Annotated in this window: 17 protein-coding genes; all 17 read left to right on the forward strand. The window is 48.8% G+C overall.

Features of this window, described 5'->3' with window-relative positions; all coding sequences use genetic code 11:
- Nucleotides 1–2 precede the first annotated feature (2 nt).
- Nucleotides 3–785 carry a creatininase family protein gene (locus tag J2736_RS21665; RefSeq protein WP_310500678.1) on the forward strand — a complete coding sequence of 261 codons (783 nt, stop codon included), beginning with the start codon at nt 3–5 and terminating at the stop codon, nt 783–785.
- Nucleotides 782–1762, forward strand: coding sequence for a C-terminal binding protein (locus J2736_RS21670; RefSeq protein WP_310500679.1), 981 nt, complete (start codon nt 782–784; stop codon nt 1760–1762). Before J2736_RS21665 ends, J2736_RS21670 begins: the two co-directional genes overlap by 4 nt.
- Nucleotides 1759–2772 (forward strand): zinc-dependent alcohol dehydrogenase, encoded by a 1014-nt coding sequence (locus J2736_RS21675; RefSeq protein WP_310500680.1) that lies wholly within the window; start codon nt 1759–1761, stop codon nt 2770–2772. The genes J2736_RS21670 and J2736_RS21675 overlap by 4 nt, the downstream gene beginning before the upstream one ends.
- A 17-nt stretch (nt 2773–2789) precedes the next feature.
- Nucleotides 2790–3557 (forward strand): SDR family NAD(P)-dependent oxidoreductase, encoded by a 768-nt coding sequence (locus J2736_RS21680; protein WP_310500681.1) that lies wholly within the window; start codon nt 2790–2792, stop codon nt 3555–3557.
- Nucleotides 3554–3811 (forward strand): YciI family protein, encoded by a 258-nt coding sequence (locus tag J2736_RS21685; RefSeq protein ID WP_310500682.1) that lies wholly within the window; start codon nt 3554–3556, stop codon nt 3809–3811. The genes J2736_RS21680 and J2736_RS21685 overlap by 4 nt, the downstream gene beginning before the upstream one ends.
- A complete protein-coding gene (locus J2736_RS21690; RefSeq protein ID WP_310500683.1) occupies nt 3808–4725 on the forward strand; it encodes an aldose epimerase family protein in 918 nt (305 codons plus the stop codon). The genes J2736_RS21685 and J2736_RS21690 overlap by 4 nt, the downstream gene beginning before the upstream one ends.
- Before the next feature lie 21 nt (nt 4726–4746).
- A complete protein-coding gene (locus tag J2736_RS21695) occupies nt 4747–5901 on the forward strand; it encodes an oligogalacturonate lyase family protein (RefSeq protein WP_310500684.1) in 1155 nt (384 codons plus the stop codon).
- Nucleotides 5901–7334, forward strand: a complete 1434-nt coding sequence (locus tag J2736_RS21700; protein WP_310500685.1) for a sulfatase family protein — start codon at nt 5901–5903, stop codon at nt 7332–7334. Before J2736_RS21695 ends, J2736_RS21700 begins: the two co-directional genes overlap by 1 nt.
- 40 nt (nt 7335–7374) lie before the next feature.
- Nucleotides 7375–9591, forward strand: coding sequence for an RIFT barrel domain-containing protein (locus tag J2736_RS21705; RefSeq protein WP_310500686.1), 2217 nt, complete (start codon nt 7375–7377; stop codon nt 9589–9591).
- Between the two features lie 25 nt (nt 9592–9616).
- On the forward strand, nt 9617–10480 hold the full coding sequence (locus J2736_RS21710; protein WP_310500687.1) for a fumarylacetoacetate hydrolase family protein: 864 nt from the start codon (nt 9617–9619) through the stop codon (nt 10478–10480).
- Between the two features lie 282 nt (nt 10481–10762).
- Nucleotides 10763–11743 carry a formylglycine-generating enzyme family protein gene (locus tag J2736_RS21715; protein ID WP_310500688.1) on the forward strand — a complete coding sequence of 327 codons (981 nt, stop codon included), beginning with the start codon at nt 10763–10765 and terminating at the stop codon, nt 11741–11743.
- A gap of 35 nt (nt 11744–11778) precedes the next feature.
- Nucleotides 11779–12741 (forward strand): carbohydrate ABC transporter permease, encoded by a 963-nt coding sequence (locus tag J2736_RS21720; protein WP_310500689.1) that lies wholly within the window; start codon nt 11779–11781, stop codon nt 12739–12741.
- A gap of 12 nt (nt 12742–12753) precedes the next feature.
- Nucleotides 12754–13590 (forward strand): carbohydrate ABC transporter permease, encoded by an 837-nt coding sequence (locus J2736_RS21725; RefSeq protein WP_310500690.1) that lies wholly within the window; start codon nt 12754–12756, stop codon nt 13588–13590.
- 45 nt (nt 13591–13635) lie between these two features.
- Nucleotides 13636–15153, forward strand: a complete 1518-nt coding sequence (locus J2736_RS21730) for an ABC transporter substrate-binding protein (RefSeq protein ID WP_310500691.1) — start codon at nt 13636–13638, stop codon at nt 15151–15153.
- 21 nt (nt 15154–15174) lie between these two features.
- Nucleotides 15175–16530, forward strand: a complete 1356-nt coding sequence (locus J2736_RS21735) for a sulfatase-like hydrolase/transferase (protein ID WP_310500692.1) — start codon at nt 15175–15177, stop codon at nt 16528–16530.
- A 16-nt stretch (nt 16531–16546) separates the two neighbouring features.
- Nucleotides 16547–17902 (forward strand): sulfatase-like hydrolase/transferase, encoded by a 1356-nt coding sequence (locus J2736_RS21740; protein ID WP_310500693.1) that lies wholly within the window; start codon nt 16547–16549, stop codon nt 17900–17902.
- Between the two features lie 26 nt (nt 17903–17928).
- Nucleotides 17929–18798 (forward strand): AraC family transcriptional regulator, encoded by an 870-nt coding sequence (locus J2736_RS21745; protein ID WP_310500694.1) that lies wholly within the window; start codon nt 17929–17931, stop codon nt 18796–18798.
- Nucleotides 18799–18862: the final 64 nt, after the last annotated feature.

Here is an 18862-nt window from a genome sequence, read left to right on the forward strand (position 1 = left end):
ATATGGATACTTTCTTATTTCACCATTTGACAAGGGAAGAAATTACAGCATGCGCAAGGGCTGGTTATGCCGCAGTTGTGCCATTAGCGGCAACGGAGCAGCACGGCAAACACCTTAGTGTCTATACAGATAGCCTGATTGGTGAGCATATAAGCACAGAGGCTGTTCGTAAAGCGACAGCAGAAGGCAAAGCGAAGCTGCTCCTGACGCCGCAATTGTCAATCGGCTGCTCAAGCCATCATCTGGCCTTTGGCGGTACCCTTTCATTTTCCTCGGAAACGTACTTACGGATGCTCAAGGAAATCGGAGAAAGCTTGATCAAAGACGGTTTCCGCAAAATTATTTTTATTAATGCGCATGGCGGTAATGCCAATATGATGAACCAAGCAGCACAGGACTTAGCTGTCCAGCATCCGGTGTGGGTCGCTTCCGCTTCCTACTGGAACGCAGCAGGGGACGCAATGACGTCTGCTCGCGAAGAAAATCGAGGGATGGTGGCTGGGCATGCCGGCCGATTTGAGACTTCGCTGATGCTTGCGCTTGACGAGCGTCTCGTTCGTAAGGATCTCATTCCGGAGGAGCATACCGAGCTGGATTGGATATTTGGCAGCCGGGCAGGCACGTTTATCGGCTGTCATGGTAAATTAACCGGCGCGGATGGCTATACGGACAGCAGCGAAGCCGCTTCTGCGGAGCAAGGACAGGCGTATTTGGCCGCCATCGTAGATGGTGTGGCTCAGTGGTTTGTAGAATGCTATGCGACTATGGAAAAGGAGTGTACATGATGACAGCCTATACAGTAGTGGTGACGGATTACGGGTTTCCGGATTTAAAGCAAGAAGAGGAAGTTTTGCTGCCAATGGGCGTGAAGCTCCTTTCCGGTCAATGCAAAACGCAGGAAGAAGTGCTGCAATTAGCTAGACATGCAGATGCAATTATATCCGAAAGAGCGCCAATTACTAAGGCAGTCATCGACAGCTTGGAGCGCTGCAAAATCATCGTCAGATATGGCGTTGGCGTAGATAACGTGGATATTGAAGCGGCCAAAGCGAGAAATATTCCTGTCGTCAACGTTCCGGACTATGGAACGGGCGAAGTCGCCGATCATGCGATGTCCTTGCTCCTTGCGAGTGTCCGCAAAATTCCGCAAGTGGTTGCCCAAGTACGCCGAGGCGTATGGCAAATAACGCCATGCCGCCCGCTTATGGGACTTAACGGGAAAACGTTAGGGATCGCCGGGTTTGGCAATATCGGCAAAGACGTGGCCAAGCGAGCGCAAAGCTTCGGCATCAACACCATCGGTTACGATCCTTTTGTGCAGCAGACGGTTTTTGAACAACAATACACGCAGAAGGTAGATTGGCATCAATTGCTGGAACAAAGCGATATGATCTCCGTTCATCTTCCATTAACAGCGGATACGAAACATATTTTCAACCGCGATGCTTTTGAGCGAATGAAATCAACGGCTTACCTCATCAATACGTCCAGAGGAGCGGTCATTCACACCGAGAGTCTCATTGAAGCGCTAACGAGCAACCAAATTGCCGGTGCAGCACTAGATGTGCTGGAGCAACAGCCTGTTGCGCTGGACAGTCCTCTGCTCCAAATAGAGCAGTGCTTGATTACAAGCCATTGCGCTTGGTATTCGGAAAGTTCATTAAACCGACTGCAGCGTCATGCGGCTTTGGAAGTGCAGCGCATTTTGAACGGAGAGCGTCCGAAGCATATCGTGAATGGTGTGGAGGTATACTCAGCATGAAGACGCTGGTATATCACGGGCCGAGGCAATTAAGTCTTGAGGATAAAGAAGATCCGCATGCGGGTCCTGGAGAGGCCGTCATCAAGGTCGAAGCCGCTGGGATTTGCGGCAGCGAGTTGGAAGGCTATCTGGGCCACAGCAGCGTTCGTATTCCACCGTTAATTATGGGGCATGAGTTTTGTGGGACGATTGTTGGCATCGATTATCAATCAGGTGCACTTGCAGGTTTTTCCATAGGTGACAAGGTCGTAGCCAATCCCCTAATCTCTTGCGGCTCTTGCGACCGCTGCATCATCGGCAAGCGCAATCTGTGCCGTCACCGGGAATTGATCGGTATTCATCGACCAGGCGCTTTTGCGGGGTATGTGACCGTACCTGTCAGCAGCCTGTACAAGGTGCCCCAAGAAATGGATGCCGCTGTCGCCTCATTGGCGGAGCCGCTAGCCGTATGCATTCATGCGATCAAGCTAGGACTTCCGTATTTGGATGATCTGATCATTTATGGAGCTGGGACGATCGGCTTGCTGACGTTGCAGGCAGCATTAAACATGGGCGCCAATCAAGTGTTGGTCGTGGATCGGCAGGAAGTGCGGCTGCATCATGTCAAGCTTCTGGGTGCTGAGGTGGCGACGCCTGAGCAAGTCGAAGTCAAAGCAGCGGAGCTCTTCGCGCAGCGGGGGATCGATACGATCATCGATTGCGTCGGTGCAACCGCCGTGAGACAGCAAGCGCTGGAGCTGATTAGTCCTGGCGGGAACATCGTGCTGGTGGGCTTAGGCAGCGATGAATCACCTATGAAATTGAACCATCTTGTCCGTCAAGAGGTGAATATACGCGGTTCTTATTCTTATTCGGATGCGGATTTTAAACATGCCGTACAAATGCTGGTCAGCGGGAAAATCAGAGCGGATGGTTGGCTGGCGAAACGCAACTTGTCAGATGGACCCGACAGTTTCCGAGCTTTAGTGGAAGGTAAAACCGAATTCAGTAAAATTACTTTACATCCTTAAGTAGGGAGGGCGACACCATGCGATTTGAGCAAAAGGTTTTCATTGTTACCGGCGGCGGTACAGGTATTGGTCGAGCTACTTCCATACGCTTGGCGCAAGAGGGAGCCAACGTTGTGATCGCCAACCGTTCGGAAGCGAACGCGATGGAGACGCTAGAGCAGATGAAAGACTCGGCGGGAAAAGCCATTTTTGTCAAAACCGATGTGGGACAGTCTACCGATATACAGAGGGTGATCCAGACTGCGGTTGAAACCTTTGGCCGGCTGGATGGCATTGTCCATAGTGCTGCAGTTGAATCGTTGCTTGGAGTTGTCGATTTGTCCGAAGAGGAGTGGCATGCGACGCTCAATGTGAACTTAACATCCGCTTTCTTACTAGGGAAATACGGTATTCCACATATGATAAACAGTGGTGGAGGCGTCATTATTAACGTCGCTTCGGTTCACGCGCAAGCAACCATTAACAACTACGCAGCCTATGCGGCTTCCAAGGGCGGGCTCATGGCGTTGACCCGAAGCATGGCGATCGATTACGCCAAACAAGGGATTCGCGTCAACGCAGTTCTACCCGGTGCGACCGATACGGGCATGTTGAATCGATACGCCGAATTAGGCGGATTGCATGGCGCTGATCTCAATGAGGAATGGAAAGGCGCCCAGCCGCTTGGCCGCATCGGCAAGCCAGAGGAAATTGCCAACGTAATTTGTTTCATCGCAAGCGACGAGGCGCGATTCATGATTGGCACGGGTGTAGTCATTGACGGAGGGATGTTGGCTGAGCTATGAAACAATACATCGCGATTTTACCGATGCTGGACGAGGAAAAGAATAAACTCCATCGACCAGCTCATTTGGTTTATTTGGCGGAGCTGGAAAGGAAGGGCTCTATCTATCTCAAAGCCCGTTTTGTAGACGGCGTAGGTGGTATGGTGATTTACAACGCACAATCCTTGGAAGAAGCTGAACAGCTAGCTTACCAAGATCCGCTCGTTATTCATGGTGCGCGCTCCTGTGAGTTCCATGAACTGCTCATCGTATGATGGAACAAATCCGTTTGGAGAATGAGCATTTGCAAATCGACATCCTCCCTGCACTCGGCACTAAAATCTGCTCGCTCATCAATAAAAAGACGGGTAAACAATGGATGGATCGACCTGAGGGAAGGGGAGAGTTTCGTGAGCCTTGCTATGGCAGCTTGTGGGAGGAATGGGATCGATGCGGATGGGATGAATTATTTCCCAGCATAGATAGCTGTTCCTTCCCAGTTGCCCCCTGGCAGCATGTGCAAATTCCCGATCACGGAGAAGTATGGGCATTGCCGTGGGTGTGCAACAAAGTCTCCGACCTAGAGATGCATGCTGTTGTTCAAGGACGCAGCCTGCCTTACCGATTGGAGAAAAAGATGGTTTTGAAAGGTAGTCAGGTACTTTTCTCTTATCGTTTAACGAATTTGAGCGAGCATGACATGCCTTATTTATGGGCTCCACATCCGATTATCGCTGCTACGGAATCTATGCGCATCTGTTTGCCTACATCTATAAGCCAAATCATAACGACCGTTTCGTTAGATCAGCGTTTGGGACAATGGGGAACGGTGAAGGCATGGCCAGCTTTTATCGGCGAGGACGGGGCTAAAGTAGACATAGATAAGATGCCCGCACGTCATTCTGGTGTGGCCGATAAATTTTATGTAATGTCACCTCTTCAAGAGGGCTGGTGCTCCGTAGTTGAGGAAGCGACAGGAGAGCGATTTACACTCATTTTTGATGTGAAAACAGTTCCTTATTTGGCCTTCTGGGTGAACGGCGGCGGATGGGATGATCATTATCACCTTGCGTTGGAGCCAGCGACAGGGTATTTGGATAATGTGAGCATCGCTCATGGTTTGAACAGCTGTTCGGTCGTGCCGGGCGGCGGCGTCAATGAGTGGGCGTTAACTTTGGAAATCAGCTAGATCCATAGGAGAGTGGACGCATTGATAGGTAAAGTATATCCATCGGAAAAGAAGTCGTACATCGATGAAAAAACGGGAAAACAAGTGTGGCAGCTGACCGACGGCGCCTCCAACAATGTTCATCTCTATTTTACGGATAATTCATTTACGCTCGGGGATGAGGAAATTTACTTTCTCTCCGATCGCGGGAGTGAGCGAGGGCTGTACAATTTTTTCAAGATGGATCTGGCAACAGGACTTATGACGCAAATGACAGATGAGCCTCAGGGCGTCGGTTATACCGGCTTCAGCACGAAGACACCGGACAGCGAGTTGTTAGTGTATATTACCGGCAATAAGATCAAGAAGGTTAATACCCGCACGGGAGAGATCAGGGTTGTCTACGAAGAAACCGAAGGCATGACGTTATGGTCTCCTTTTATTAGTCCGGATAAAAAGCTAGTGGGCTTTTGCCGCAACGAAGATGTCTCCATTACCTATGGCAACAACTATGCCGGCTTCAAGGAGACGATGTATGCGATCAAGCGGGGCTTCGTCACGATTGCCCATCTGGATGGTTCCAAGGTCTATAATGCCTTTGAAGATACCCATTGGCTGGGGCATTTCCAGTTCTCACCACATGACAGTAATCTCGCTATGTTCTGTCACGAGGGCCCGTGGAACCAGGTTCATCAACGCATCTGGCTTTTGGACATTTCAACAGGTCAAGTAACTCCCTGCTTTAGACAGGAGGAAGACGACTGCGTGGGGCATGAGTTTTGGACGCGAGACGGCTTGATCTTCTTCGATAATCGCAGAAAAGGGCATGACGGCACCATTACCTCGAAGCGAACGCAAGCTACAATCGTGACGGAGGAAAGCGGGCAAACGCCTTACATCGGCTTGGCTGATGAGAAAGGCAAAGTCCTTAACACGATTCCGATGCCGCATTACTGCAACCATTATCATGCTAATAACGATAACAGCTTATTGGTCGGGGATGAAGTTGATGATATCGTTCTCATTACATTGAAGGATGGTCAGACGGAGTTGAAAACACTATGTACGCACCACACCTCATGGGGCTCCCAGATGTCGCATTGTCATCCGACGTTCAGCTGGAAGGCTGACCGTATATTGTTCGCCTCCGACCGAAGCGGAACGATACAGCTCTACGTAACGGAGGTAAATGGATAATGAAGAAAAAGAATCTATTGTTCATTACAACGGATCAACAACGGCAGGATTCAATGCCGTGTTATGGGCTAGATTTTATGAAAACACCGAATCTGGATTGGATTGCTGGAAATGGCATGGTGTTTAACAACTGTTACGTGACAGCGCCTGTATGCGGCCCTAGTCGTTCGGCCATGATGTGCGGGCAGTATCCTTCTGTCGTCGGGACATTATCCAACGATACGAATCTACCTGAGGGGACGCCGGTATGGCCTGAAATTGTCGGCAGGGAAGGTTATCAAACGGCAGCAATTGGTAAAATGCATTTTACGCCATGGGATCAACTCGGCGGTTTTCAAGAGCGAATTATCTGTGAGGATAAACGACATTTTTATTTGCCAGATGATCACTATACCTTTCTGAAACACAACGGATTGGACCGTTCGAGTCCAGTTGAGTTTCCGGAATATCAGGAATCACTCGGAGCGCCTTATTTTATTCATGAAAAGAAGTTTCATCCAGACGTATTTGTCGCAGATAGCGCAGCACAATGGCTGGGAACGAATGGCGATGAGCCTTTCGCCGTTTGGGTAAGTTTTCCGAGCCCGCATGATCCGTACGATCCACCTGCAGAAATGAAGGATATGTATGAACATTGCGAGATTCCTGAGCCGATTCAAGGGTCTGTAGAAGCCAACTATATGCTGGAAGAACAACTGGCGTTCGTGAGGGATACGGAGAATAATTCTGTTTTTCAAATTGATCCGACGAAGGCAACCCCTGAGCAAATCAGGAGATGGCGGAAGCATTACTATGCGACCATTTCTCTAATTGATGAAGGCATTGGCAAAATGCTTGATGTATTAAGGGAAAAAAGCGTGCTGGAAGATACGTATATCGTGTTTACAAGCGACCACGGCGATGCATTGGGTGATCACGGTTTATCCTATAAATATTACTTTTACGAATCGATGGTTAAAGTTCCACTTCTTGTGTATGGACCAGGAGTGGCGAAAGGCAGCACATGCGATTCCCTCGTTAGTACGGTTAATCTGATGCCGATGTTCTTAGATATGTGTGAGGCTCCTAAACCGAAAACGGTTCAAGGGAAAAGCTTGATGGCGTTAATCGAGAACCCTGAGAAGCCCATTAATAACTACGTTTTTAGTGAATTCCTAGGACGTTCCATGGTGTATGACGGTCGCTATAAATATGTGCATTATATTTCGGGTGGCGAAGAACTGTTCGATGTTCAGGAAGACCCACAAGAGATTACGAATAGATCGAAGGATGAGACTTTGTTTGGCATAAAGAGCGATCTGAAAAGCAAATTGATTGAGCATATGTTGGAATGCCAGAGCTTACTTAAACAAAGAACGACCGTAGAAACTCATCCAGAACGGAAACGAATCGATGACGAGTATAAGCAAATGAGAATGAGTATCCCGTCTTAGAGAGGAGAACATGATGAACATTTCCTTACATTTTGAAAAGTTGTCCAAGTTTCCGCGCCATGAAGAACCCAGCACGATTGCTGTTCCTTTTGCGGAAGGAATGGTGTCCGATAGCTCCAAAGTTTCCGTTCTAGACGGGAACGAGGCGATTCCAACTCAGACGAGAGTAACGGCAACGTGGCCAGATGGCTCGGTGAAGTGGCTGCTGCTGCACTTTCTTGCGGATCTTCCGTCTAATCTTGGCAAATCATTCATGATTTCAACGGATCGTGAAACGGTACTGCCAGCGCAGCCCATCGGCGTTCAGCAACGCAACGGATCGGTAGTCATTACGACAGGGGCGCTGGAAGCCGAGTTATCAGCACCAGGCGAGACTGGCTTATTCAGAACGTTGAAGCTTGAGGGTGGCGTGCAGACACATAACGTCGTGGGGCCGACGCTTCGAGATGCTTCGAATCAAGAGCATGTATGCCAAATTTCCGCTGAAGGTTGGCGCGTACTTGAATCAGGTCCTATTCGGTGTTCCGTTGAAGCGAAAGGGAAACATCTCAGTACTGCTGACGAGAATCGCTGGTTCGATTTCGTAGTCCGGGTCTATGCATTTGCCGGAAAACCGTGGTTGATGATCGATTATCAGATTATCAACAAGGAATTAGCCCAAGAGCAGGTGATTCATGCTGCCGAACTGCGTGTTCAATCTGCGCAGGACGTTCTGCAATCCGAACAGCTTCGACTCGGCATCTCCCGCTTTGGAACGGATAAAAGGTTGTCGAAAAGCGGAGTAAAGGGAGATCATTTATCGTATGCGTTTACGGCCGAATCCTTGAAAAAGGAATTTATCGAAGACATCCCAGAAACATTCTGCGGGACATTCTGGGCTGATCTGAGTGAACAGCATCGTGGTGGAATTAGCGTTACGTTGTTCCAGGCACCACAAAACTTGCCTAAATCGTTGGAGGTTACATCCGAAGAAATCAACGTGGGCATCATTCCTGCGGGGCATCCTATCACCATGATGCAGGGAATGGCCAAAACGCATCGCTTCTTCCTGCATGTGCATGGAGCAGACGAACAACTTGAGCAGGTTAACGTGCGCAGTCTGCAAATGCAGATGCCGGATCATCCCGTGCTGGAACGCGGAGCCTATGAACGAGCGGGTATCATTGAATCCATCCCAGGTGATCAATTCATCGACTGGGTTGAGCGCGGATTTTACCGAATGGCGGACGGCAGGGCGAAAACTTTCGGCATGCTGCATTGGGGCGATGCGCCTGATAAGAACTATACGTTCCAAGGCAGGGGCAATGGCGATTGGGTGTGGGTGAACAACGAGTATGATCTCCCGCATGCGATGATGCATTTGTTCGCAAGAACCGGAAAGCGAAGATTCTACGATTACATGCTAAGAGGCGCTGAGCACTGGATGGATGTGGATATTTGCCATTTTAGTGAGGATCCGTTACGTCAAAATGGTCAAATCATGCATTCAGGCAAGCATGTAACAGGACTCGTGAAAATATGTCATGAGTGGGTCGAAGGCCTACTTGACTATTATCACATGACTGGCGAACAATCCGCGCTTACGGCGGCCATTGGTATTGGTGACAACATCAGAAGGATATTAAATACGCCTCGCTATCAAGGTGAGGGAGGCATTGCCGCTAGAGAAAGCGGTTGGGCGCTTCGCAGTCTGACAGCTTTATATAATGAGACCTATGAGGAGAAATGGCTGGAAGCCGCAGAGCGCATTGTTGATCATTTTACAGCGTGGAAAAATAAATTTGGCACCTTCCTGTCCCCTGCAACGGATCATACGGTGTATCGCTCAGGCTTCATGATTTGCGTGGCGGTTAACAGTTTGATGCGTTACTATCGTATCCGCCCGCAGGAACAAATTAAGCAAATGATTGTGGATGTGATGGACGATTATTTGGAGCATTGTTATGTGAAAGAAACGGGCTTATTTTATTATAAAGAGTTGCCTAGTACACAGAAACTGCACAGTAATCCAATTTGTCTAGAGGCGTTGTCCTATGCCTATGAATTTACTGGCGAAGTGAAGTTTTTGGAAGCGGGGAGGGCTACGTTCCGCGAAGGCATTGACATCCGTGGGGGCGAGGGAGAAGGCAGAGAGATCTCTGGTGATGCTGGTGATGCCCTCATTTTCTGGGGAGATAGTCCAAAAAAGTTTGCGCAATACTACTATCCGATCTTCTATTACTATCAAACGATTTTAAAGGTTGGCATCCAAGTTTAAAAAACAGGCAGAGGAGACAAATAGGATGAAATTAGTGCAATTTTACACCAAACAGGATCCTAATAAGTTGCAAGTCGGTATTGTAAAAGAAGAGAGTACCGTTCAAGTGTTAAGCGCAGTCTGCACGGCGCGTGATGTGATTCGTGGGCTTGCCGAGTCTGGTAAGCGTGCCGCAGATTATCTAGCAGCATGTGCCGAAGGCGGCGCTCTTTATCCACTGGAGGATGTAAAATTAGCTTCCCCTTTAACGGATCCAGAGAAAATTATTTGTATCGGACTTAACTATCACGACCATGTCATCGAGTCCAATATGCAAGTACCCAAAGTTCCCGTACTTTTTCCAAAGTACAACAACTGTTTGATCGGACATGAGGATTTCGTAACGATTCCTAGAGAAGTCTCGCAATGTGATTACGAAGTCGAACTGGCTGTCGTCATTGGCAGAACAACCAAAAGAGTCACAAAAGAAGACGCGATGGATTACGTATTCGGTTATACGGTGTTGAATGATGTCAGTGCTCGTGATATTCAACTGAACGAACCACAATGGACGCGTGGGAAAGCCATCGATGGATTCGCACCGACAGGACCGTGGATTGTTACGTCGGATGAGATTGCGACCCCGGGAAGTTTGAACATCTCACTGACGTTGAACGGGCAAGTGATGCAGAATTCGAACACGAAAGAATTAATTTTTGATATTCCGCATCTGGTTTCGTTTCTTTCCAATACCATTACACTGCAACCCGGAGATATCATCTCCACGGGTACACCCCCTGGTGTCGGAATGGGGAGGAAGCCTCAGGTGTGGTTGAAGCCTGGTGATGTTGTTGAAGCGACGATTGAGGGGATTGGTACACTGCGAAATACGTTTGTAGCTGAACGCTAAACATCAGAGCGGCCTTGGTCCTGAATGTCATTGGACTGAGGCTGTTTCATTTGGTATAAACAATAATGAAAAGAAACCTAGGAATGACAATTTGCCAAAAAACGGTTGACAATATAAGTGTTCGGAGCTAAAATTCTAGACAAAGTGATAACCGAGTAATCTTATTGGATTATAATAATTGAAGCCGACGCAGTCGACCGTACTAACGGAGACGTATCGCATGAATGTAATTGTTCATGCCGTACGTCTCTTTTTGTTTTGCCATTGGGAGGAGGGTGTCATATGCATACAACTAGCGGAGGAGCCTGCTGCTCCATCAAACGGACGGAACAGCAGACCCTCGAGGCGCAAAACACGACTAATTTTATACATCTGGAATCATTCGTACCAAGTGCCCAGAAGAAACCGTTTCAAGATGAAGGGTTGATTTACTTGCCTGGCGGCGAATTTTTAATGGGCACCGATGTCGCCGAAGGCTTCCCGAATGATGGGGAAGGGCCGATTCGAACGATCGAGCTTTCACCGTTCTATCTAGATGCTTGCACGGTTACGAATGAGCAGTTCGCGAAGTTCATTCGACAAACCGGCTATGTGACGGAAGCGGAGAGGTTCGGTTGGTCGTTCGTCTTTCATTTGTTCGTCCCGGATAAGGTGCGGGACGTGGACGCAAGGCCAGTGCCGAACGTGCCATGGTGGCTCGCCGTGAACGGAGCCTGCTGGTTTCGGCCGGAAGGCAGCGGCTCTTCGATCGAGGAACGGCTGGATCATCCCGTCGTTCATGTTTCATGGCATGATGCAACGCAGTATGCCAAATGGGCCGGCAAACGGCTTCCGACGGAAGCCGAGTGGGAGTTTGCAGCTCGTGGAGGCCTAATCCAGAAGCGCTACCCTTGGGGCGATCTGCTGAAGCCTGGTAACGAGCATCTATGCAATGTGTGGCAGGGGAAATTTCCTGACAAAAACCATGCCTCGGATGGCTATGCCGGTACTGCACCTGCCCGCTCGTTTCCACCGAATGGGTACGGCTTGTACAACATGGTTGGCAACGTGTGGGAATGGTGCTCTGATTGGTTTATGGCAGCGCCGGACAAGAACAAGAGAAATCCGCGGGGGGCATCTTCCGGCGTAAGCCGATCCATGCGTGGCGGTTCGTATTTATGCCATAAGTCTTACTGCAATCGCTACAGGGTTGCTGCACGCAGCTCGAATACGCCGGACAGTTCAACCGGGAATATAGGATTTCGCTGTGCGGCAGATGCTTAACAGGATGAGGTCAAACGAAAGGAGGTGGTAACACCATGCACATCGTTACTGGCAATAAAACGGAGGGAAGAGCGAAGCCAACATGGTTTCACTACCGTTTGCGCAAAGAGATGTGGTGCTGGGCTTTTATCGCGCCGCAATTGCTGCTGTTCCTGCTATTTACGGTGTACCCGATCGCAATGAGCTATGTATATGCCTTTTTCCATTGGAATGGCTACGGCCCTCTTCGAGATTTCGCGGGATTTGATAATTTCAAGGAGACGCTGCTTGATCCAATCTTCTGGAACGCTTTTCGCAACAGTATTGTGTTTATGGTTTGTTTGGTAGCTATTCAAGTACCGCTTGCGCTGCTTATGGCGCTTTTGTTGAATGCAAGTTGGCTCAAAGGGAAGGTATTTTACCGCACGGTGTACTTCTTACCGGTTGTTACGACCACGGCTGTTGTTGGTTTAGTGATGCGGTTCGCATTCGGTGCATACAAAGGTCTGGTGAACGAGATACTGCTGCGTCTCGGATGGATTGAACGGCCTGTGGATTGGCTCGGTTCGATTGATACGGCACTCGCGATTGTCATCGTAGTCGGCATTTGGAAAACCTTCGGGATGAAGCTTGTATATTGGCTAGCGGGTATTCAATCTCTGCCCAAAGAATTGTTCGAAGCAGCCCGCATCGACGGAGCTTCCGCTTGGCAATTGTTCCGATTTTTGACGATACCCTTGCTGCTGCCGGTTGGGAGTGTAATTGTGCTGATGTCAGCTGTTAATGCGCTTCATGTATTTGATCTGGTTAAGACGATGACCAACGGTGGCCCCGCCTTCAAAACGGACATGGTGGATGTATACATCTACCGGTATGCATTCTCAGGCAGCGGGGAAGCCCGGGTAGGCTTCGCTTCCGCAGCGGGCGTTTTATATGGGATTGTGGTCATGCTTATCTCCATTATTTTGGGGTTGTTTGTCAAATGGACTGGCGGACGTAAATCGTCCGGGCGGTTATAGGAGGGACTCACCTTGAAAAGGAAGCTTCTACGCGTGCCGTTATTAGCTTTGCACACTTTGTTGATCGGGATCGGCATCGTCTGGATATATCCGTTCATTTGGATGATTGCCGCTTCGTTTAAGACAAATAACGAATATATCACCTCAGGCATCACGCTATTGCCGCAAAAGTTTCAATTTGCCAATTACAAACGGGCATGGGAGACGGCGCATTTCTCCGTGTATTTCTGGAACACACTGATTGTTACCGTGTCGGTGGTGTTGATCGTGCTTGCTGTGTGCTCCCTAACGGGATACGCAATTGGGCGTTATCGTTTTCGTGGACGGCTATTTTTTGTAACAGCGGTTACTGCGACGATGTTCATGCCCAAGGGATATACGATTATCCCGGTTTATTCGCTTATTAACTCGCTGGGACTTAACAATTCCCTATGGGGCGTTATTTTGGCTGAGGCAGGCAGTGGACATATCTTGTTCATTTTACTATTCGTTGCCTATTTCCGCGGTCTTCCGAAGGAAATGGAGGAATCGGCGGAGATCGATGGGAGTGGTTTTTTAAGGACATTTGCAAGTATTATGCTGCCCATGGCAAAGCCGATCATTGCAACGACCGCGATCATGCAGTTTATGTGGACGTGGAACGCGTTTCTCATGCCGCTTATTTTCACATTGAGCAAGCCCAATTTACGGACGCTCGGCGTGGGGATGTTTCAGTTCGTTGGCGAAAATACGATGGACTGGACGGGTATGGCAGCAGCAGCCAGCATATCTTTGCTCCCTATTCTTGCCGTATTTATATTACTGCAACGTTATTTTATTGAAGGGGTTTCAGGTGCAATTAAGGGATAAGAGAAACACAAGAACACATTTTTTTATTTTATGAGGAGGATGGCTATGAGTAAGAAATGGATGAATGGATTCGGCGCTTTGGCGCTAGGGAGTGTTGTGGTGCTCTCAGGCTGCACGAGTAATAATGCTGAGAAACCGGAGCAAACAAAAGAAGTCGGGCAGGAATCGATTGTCACCGTATGGGGAGGGAGCGATTTCTTGAAGGGGGACGAAAGTCCAGGCCAGCGTATGGTGAAGGAGTTTAATGAAAAAAACAAAGGCCGCATTCGGGTCGAGGCCCGTTACATGCCTTGGGCTGAATACAATTCAGCTGTTCAGGCAGCGGCTACATCCAATGAGCTTCCAGATATTTTCCAAACGCCGCAAAATACAGATATACGTTCCATCGTGGCTAATGGGTGGGCGCTGCCGTATGACGGTCTTCTTTCGGAGGAGTGGAAGAAGCAATTTATCGCGGGGTCCTTTGCCGAAGGTGTGAACGTTATTGATGGCAAAACGTACGCTTGGCCACTCACGGGGCCGCAGTTGAGTTCGATCCTGTACTATAACAAGGATGTGCTGCAAAAAGCTGGGCTTGACCCGGAGAAGCCGCCAACAACTTGGGATGAGCTGCGCAGTATGTCAAACACGATTACAGCCAAGGGCAAAGGCGATGTATTCGGCATCGTATTCGGCGGAGGCGAGACCGGCGATGCTTCAGGTATCGGCAAATTCGTAAGTGCGCTAAGCGCAGGCAGTGATCCGCAGGCGGCTGAGGGATTTAATTATAAGACCGGGAAATATGAATATAGCTCCAAAGCAACGCTGGATGCTTTTGATTTCTTGCTAAAGCTCAAAGCGGACGGTAGTATTTTACCCTCCTCTTTTACATTGAAAAGCACGGAAGCCAGCGTGCTATTCGGTCAAGGCAAGGCAGCTTTTCTAATCGATGGTCGCGCCCGGATGTGGATTGCGAAGCGAGATACGCCAGATGTTAAGCTGGGCCTCGCAGCCGTGCCGACGCTTACCGGAAGTAAGCCGACATATTACTATGTGCAAGCTGCCCCATCCGGCTATCTCATTTCGGCCAAATCCAAAAATGCGAAAGCTGCAGCGGAGTTTATCGAAAAAGCCTTTTCCTCACAGCTATTTTATGAAAAGTACCTGAACAGCGGCGTCGCTCTGACGCCAATTAATAGTATCAATGAGAATAAGGCGCTGTATCCATATCCTGAATTCGATTCGTTCTTGAAGCTGCATAAAGAAGAGTTGAAGCTTCGCCCAGATTATGCGATTCAAAACCCGCAAACCGCCAAGGTCATCGTGGGACTGGGAACCCTTTCGCAGCCGAAAATCAAGCCATCATTCAGCGATATTTTACAAGCGGTACTGACAGGGGCTGAAAAAGATGCGGCGCCTTTGCTCAAAGCTTATGATGAGAAATTAAACAAAGGCCTGGACGAGGCTGTGAATAAAGTAAAGTCATCTGGTGTACAGGTGAGCAGAGATGATTTCACCTTCCCTAATTGGCAGGCGGACAAAGACTACACATCAGAGGATTATAAGCAATTAGTGAAAAAGTGAAATAGAAGGAGATGAATGGATATGGCAAACACACACAAAGCTTCACAACCGAATGTGATCGTATTCTTTACGGATCAACAGCGTTGGGATACGACTGGCGTACACGGTAACCCGCTTGGACTTACGCCTAATTTCGACCGAATGGCGGCACGGGGCACTCATTTATATAATTCGTTTACTTGTCAGCCTGTTTGCGGTCCAGCACGATCGGTGTTTCAGACGGGTTTGTATCCGACGACGACGGGCTGTCATCGTAATTCAATTCCGCTGCCGGAAGGGACACAGACGTTGGCGCATTATTTCCGAGACGCTGGATACAAAACCGGATATATCGGAAAGTGGCATCTAGCCAGCGAGAATCCCGTTACGGAGAAGGGACGTGGCGGTTACGAGTATTGGCTTGCGGCGAATGCATTGGAAATGACTTCGGACTCCTACGATGCCGTTGTATTTAATAATGACAATGAGCGAGTGAAGCTGCCCGGTTATAGAGTCGATGCGTTGACAGATGCAGCAATTCGCTACATCGATCAGGAGAAAGAGAATCCTTTCTTCCTATTCCTTTCCTTCTTGGAGCCGCATCATCAAAATCATCGGGATGACTATCCATCGCCGGACATTTATCAAGAAGCATACACCGGCAGATGGACTCCCCCTGATTTGGCTGCGCTTGGCGGTACAAGCGCGCAGCATTTAGGCGGTTATTATGGCATGGTGAAACGGATAGACGAAGCGCTTGGCCGGTTGTTTGACGCTGTCAAAAGCTTAGGACTCGCTGATAATACGATTATCTTGTTCACGTCCGACCACGCCTGCCATTTCAAAACACGCAACAGCGAGTACAAACGCTCGTGCCATGAAAGCTCTATCCGTGTACCGTCAGCGGTCATCGGACCCGGGTTCGATAGTGGAGGTCAAATCCTCGAGCTAGTCAGTTTGATTGATCTGCCGCCTACGCTGCTGGATGCGGCCGGCATTGAGGTACCTGATGCGATGCAAGGACAATCATTTCTCCCACTCGTACGTAGAGAAACAGCCAGTTGGCCCGATGATGTTTATGTGCAAATTAGCGAGGCGCAGATTGGCAGAGCAATTCGCACTTCGCGATGGAAATATTCCGTATCGGCTAGAGAACCGATTGGCGATGTAGCGACTGCGGATGCCTACGTTGAAGAATTTTTATACGATCTTCAGGCCGATCCCTATGAACTAACGAACTTAATAGGATTCGCATCACATGCAGATGTCACTGCTATTTTGAGAGAGCGACTGCTTCGGAGAATGGAAGCGGCAGGTGAGCCAAAAGCCGAGATCATCGTAGCAGAAAGCAAAAAGAGCGGGCAGCGACGTGTATCCGACCATGAATCACGTGTGTAAAGAGAGGGGAATGTGTATGAGTAATTCCATCATTATCATATCAGATGAGCATAACCCGTTGTACTCGTCCGTATATGGACATCCATTTCTGCGTACGCCGAATATGGAGCGGTTGGCAAGCAGAGGTACGGTGTATGAAAATGCCTATTGCCCTTCTCCACTTTGCAGTCCAAGCCGCAGCGCCTTCTTCACGGGCAAGAGAGTACATGAGCTCCAAAACTACAGCAATTGTAATCTGACATTGCCAACGGATGCTGATTCCTACGGCAAAGTACTAAGTGAACAGGGCATTCATACGGTCTACTTCGGTAAATCGGATGTATTTGACGATATAGAGCGGTTAGGATTTTCAGAGCTGCATCATACGAAGGAACGGAAACTGCCAGGAGATGTTAATTTCCATCGCAGGCCTCTCGCTATCCGTGAGGGAGCAGCCCAAAGGGCAAACGGTTACGGTGTGAAAGAGGACGCTTTCGACTCTGATTTAAAGATTATGGATGCAGCATTGGCGTGGTTGACGAATGTTGCCCCTACCCTTACAAAGCCATGGAATCTGACGATTAATTTAATTAATCCTCATTTTCCGCAATGGAATACGCAAGCTTATTGGGACTTGTATCCGGAAGCGGCCGATCTGCCCCGATACGGTGTTAATGAGGCGAGTGCCAATCATCCATATGCCAAAGATTTGCGCGAGCATTTTGAAGCAGACTTGTTTACGGAGGAGCAAATTCGTGGACTTCGACGCGGTTATGCGGGCAACGTTGCGTTTATTGACGATCAGCTAGGAAGACTGCTGGATACGGTAGATGATCAGGGGCTAGCAGAAACCACCCAGTTGATTTACACCTCGGATCATGGCGAAATGCTAGGTAAATTCGGCTTGTGGTGGAAATGTTCCTTGTATGAAGACTCCGTACGTATTCCGTGTATTGGAGCAGGCCCGGGGTTCGCACAGGGTGTTCGGGTAACGACTCCTGTCGATTTGCATGACGTGCAAGCATCGTTATTTTACGCTGCTGGTGCAACAAGACCGGCTGTATGGGCGGGAAACCCGCTGCAACAAATTGCTCCAGATGACACCGAACGTGTTGTGTTTTCGGAGTATCACGGTCATGGCACTCGTTCAGGCGCGTATATGATACGCAAAGGCATCTGGAAGCTTATTTCTTATATGGAAGCTCCACATCAACTGTTTCGCATCGATACAGATCCCGATGAGCTTGATGATCTATATGAGCAGTATCCAGAGAAAGCTGCAGAGCTTGATGCGGAGCTGCGGCGAATATGCTCGCCGGAAGCAGAGAATGAGAAAGCGCATCAGTTTCAAGATAAGCAGATGGAGCTGCTTGAGCACTTCATAGTACGATAATAGTTCCTTGCGAAGGAGCGAAGCGGATGAAAGAATATGGCCATGAATTTGCCGAATATCTGTTCCACACGCCTTCCGAATTCGAGAAGAACGGAGGTTTATGGATCATTCGAGCTGGGCAGAACAGGGCAAAGCCCAACTATCTGGTTGGTCCTAAAGTCATTGAATGCTATTCTGTGCATGCCGTAATTAGTGGAAGTGTTACGCTCATACATGGTAACAGAACGGTTCAACTGCGTAAAGGCGATCTGTTCTGTCTGTATCCTGGGCTTCGATACAGCTATCAGTTGGCTGAAGCCGAGGACGAGCAGCAGTTGAAGATGTATTGGCTGGCTTTCCAAGGCAATCAAGCCGGCCCCTTTCTGGATCGAATTGGCTTCAGTAAAGAGGAGCCCTATGTTAACCATCGGTGGATGCCGGAGCATGCGCAGACGATGAACCGAATTCATAGCATGCTTCGGGATCGTACCGAGTATGATGAAGTGATGCTGCAGCTGAAACTATATCAGCTGCTTGAGTCACTCATTGCCAAGACGGATGAGCAGGCGAAGAGTCAGGTGAATATCGATTGGCTGGAGCGATGTAAACAATACATGGATACGCATTACATGGAAGGCATCGGCGTAACTAATGTTGCCACAATTGCTGGTGTACATCGCTCCCATCTATATCAGGAGTGTATCCGCGTTCTAAGCTATAGTCCGATGCAATATTTAATTAAATTGCGTATGGAGAAAAGCATAGAACTGTTGATAGATGGTGAGTTGAATGTTACGGATATCGCACTATCGATCGGTTACCCCGATGTGTACTCGTTCTCGCGGGCGTTCAGCAGATACTATGGAATGTCTCCGACACAATACCAATCAGGTGCGCGGACAGGGATCCATAAATAACATAGAAATGCAGATTGATGCGAACGGCGTATTGTTTATCCATTTTATCGGGAGAAAATGAGGT

The organism is Paenibacillus qinlingensis (assembly GCF_031455095.1).
GTDB lineage: Bacteria > Bacillota > Bacilli > Paenibacillales > NBRC-103111 > Paenibacillus_E > Paenibacillus_E qinlingensis_A.